Annotated in this window: 3 protein-coding genes and 1 tRNA gene; 2 read left to right on the top strand and 2 right to left on the bottom strand. The window is 45.7% G+C overall.

Annotation, left to right across the window (positions count from 1 at the left end; all coding sequences use genetic code 11):
- The first annotated feature begins 120 nt into the window (after positions 1-120).
- Together KDK19_RS18730 and KDK19_RS18725 are read left to right on the top strand one after the other, a co-directional pair.
- Positions 121-208 (top strand) — tRNA-Leu (locus KDK19_RS18730).
- A gap of 241 nt (positions 209-449) precedes the next feature.
- Entirely contained in the window at positions 450-1,490 is a 1,041-nt protein-coding gene (locus KDK19_RS18725; protein ID WP_257292594.1) for a tyrosine-type recombinase/integrase, read from the top strand.
- 12 nt (positions 1,491-1,502) lie between these two features.
- Here KDK19_RS18725 and KDK19_RS18720 read toward each other — a convergent pair whose 3' ends face one another.
- Positions 1,503-1,787, bottom strand: a complete 285-nt coding sequence (locus tag KDK19_RS18720) for a hypothetical protein (protein ID WP_257279637.1) — start codon at positions 1,785-1,787, stop codon at positions 1,503-1,505.
- Positions 1,756-2,692: conjugal transfer protein TraF (gene traF / locus KDK19_RS18715; RefSeq protein WP_257292593.1), on the bottom strand; the 937-nt coding region annotated here is incomplete at its 5' end. The genes traF and KDK19_RS18720, both read right to left, overlap by 32 nt.

The following is a 2,692-nucleotide window of genomic DNA, read 5'->3' as shown; positions in this document are numbered from 1 at the left end:
TATGCAGTGGACTGCAACTCCATTTAGACCGGTTCGACTCCGGTACTCGCCTCCAAAGCTGGAAAAAACAGGTTGGCTAGCCTGTTTTTTTTCGACTGGAATAGATAAGCTATTCCTGTCGCCCGGGTGGTGAAATTGGTAGACACAGCAGACTTAAAATCTGCCGATCGTTAAGATCGTGCCGGTTCGATTCCGGCTCCGGGCACCAACTCCAAAAAGTCTTCTAGAAATGGGAGGCTTTTTTTGTGCCTGTTTCTCACGTTTTTTCACTATACGATTACTGCGCCAGAGTCTTGCGCTCAATCCTCCCTATATAACCATTTCTTTTATTGATCATTCTCCATCTTGCTAAACTTCGCTTGTGTCATTTGTGCCACTCATTTTTGGCACTGGGGTTGGCACAGAATTCATGCAGTTTTTACCTTCCTCAGAAAAATGCGGAGGTTGTTATGGCCAGGCTCGAAAAGAGAAAAGCTGGTTGGTTGGCCCGGGTTAGAAAAAAGGGCCTTGACCAGGCCCGCACGTTCGACACAAAAAAAGAAGCTGCTTTATGGGCTTCCAGCCTTGAGCGAAAAATTGATGAATATGGGAAGAATGCAGAAGAGGTCATGCGTCATCAGTTGCATCGAAAAACCCTTAGAGAAACATTTGTTCGATACGTTGATGAAGTCAGTCCAAGGAAGAAAGGCAGGGAAACCGCATTACGCGAGAATCAGCGGTTTCAGCAGATGGCGACCAACCAGAATCATTCCCCTCTGCCTGATTTGATGGATAAACCCATTTCTTCCATCAAGAGCTTTCACATTGCTGAGTGGAAAATGAGCCGACTCAGTTCGGTCAAGGAAAGCTCAGTAGCCAGGGAGAAGAATTTCTTGTGTAATGTGTTTACGATGGCTCGGGAATGGGGATATATCGAAAAGTCGCCCTTTGCCAGTGTCAAATTTGCCGATGATCGATCAGCATCAAGGGATCGCAGAGTGTCAGAAGAAGAAATTCAGCAGGTACTTTTTGCGCTGGATCATTGGGAAGATCAAAAGGCTCCTGAAACACCGGCTCAAACGGTGGCACTGCTGTGGAAGCTATGCATCGAAACGGCGATGAGGCAACAGGAAGTGAAATATCTGGTAGCCAGTGAAATCGATTTTGATAACAGGGTGATCAACCTTTCCGCAGAGAGAACAAAAGAGAAGAAGAAAAAGACACTGGCACTGTCCAGTGAAGCAGTCCGGTTATTACTGTTAGGGAAAACAGAGGGTGACTATTGGTTTTCCAGCTCAAAACTGAACGTAAGTTCTATATTTAGCATCGCTGTTAGAAAAACTCTGGTCGACGATCTTGAATTTCGTGATTCCAGACATGAGGCGCTCACCCGGTTATCTGAGAAACTGACACCCTTTGAGTTGGCAAAGCAGGCAGGTCACACCGATATGAACAGGACACTGAAATACTTCAGAAAAACTGCAAAGGATTTTTCTTGTAAATTGGCTTGAAAATCAAACGGTTCAGATTTGGAATTCATCTGATACCCTTCTTTTGCGTCCTCGTTTTACAGGTTGCTTTTCTTCCATTTCAGATCGGGGGCAGTACTCCTGACTCACCCATTCACTGATTTCCTTATCGAGCCAGCGTGGTTTGCTTTTTTGTTTTTTTCCATTGACCTCGATGATTGAAAATCTTGGTTCGGGAAAGTTTGCCTGCTTCACGATGACATTTCGTGTGTAGTTCACTGAGAGATCAAGGAAGTCAGCGATACGCTTAATGGACCAGAGCTGATTTTGACTGTTCATGATCAATTTCACCTATTGAATGATGTTTTTTGAGCTTGCGACCTGCGAGTGGAATTGCGTTTGCGCTGGCGTCATTCCAGACATCCCGGACAATTAACGTGCTTTTGTAGTCCTGCTCGCTAATCCATTGGGCTTCATGGGCTGCTTCAACAATACGGTTATGCAAATCAATATAAGAAATGACTCCCTGCCGAAGCTGAATAATTTCGTCGGGTGGTTTCATCAAAAACAGAGCAGGGTAGGCTTGTATGTTGAGTGTTGGACTGGGTTCTCTGTCGATTCGACTGTCAGGCAAATCAGGAATAAGCTCGCCATCAGTAGAAAAGGAAATCAGTTTGAAGCTGTAGTGCTGGCTTAATGCCATTAATGTCTGAGCCTGCAACTGACACAGCCTGCACCTTCCTTGATAGTAAAAAACGAGCCCGGCAATTTTCGCTATTTTCTGTAAAACCTGTTGCCTGGCGTGTTGCACCATGTCATCACTTATTTTGGCGGCAGCTGGGGATATAGGGCGACGAACGTTTTCATCCAGCAATGGGTCACTTTCAATCACCTGTTTTCCGACACGGGCAAACCGTTCTGCTTTTTCTTTTATCAACCTGTCGAGATAGAGGTAGTTACTGACGTTTTCTCTACTGGGAAGCTCGATGGCTTTGTCCAGGTATTGACCGATGTTATCTCTGATCCATGCGGTTGTGAGTGGCTGGTGTCTTTTGGTTTGATCGTTGGCTACATTCTCGTCGGTTTCTGGCTCGGCAATCTGCTCATACCAGAACCAGCCTTCGGAGTGGCGACTAAACCATTGTTGTTCAGCTGAAGCAGTCACTGAACATATTCCGACTAATAGCACAACGAAGGGCATCAGACTTTCTTCTGCCAGTTGGCTGTCCACCATCCCAGACATA

Origin of the sequence: Endozoicomonas sp. ONNA1 (genome assembly GCF_024606325.1) — a bacterium.
In the GTDB taxonomy this organism is placed as follows: Bacteria; Pseudomonadota; Gammaproteobacteria; order Pseudomonadales; family Endozoicomonadaceae; genus Endozoicomonas_A.
This window is presented reverse-complemented; position numbering and strand designations above follow the sequence as displayed.

Coding starts and splice junctions, on each gene's coding strand:
- KDK19_RS18725 (WP_257292594.1), top strand. CDS start 450: ATGGCCAGGCTCGAAAAGAGAAAAGCTGGTTGGTTGGCCCGGGTTAGA.
- KDK19_RS18720 (WP_257279637.1), bottom strand. CDS start 1,787: ATGAACAGTCAAAATCAGCTCTGGTCCATTAAGCGTATCGCTGACTTC.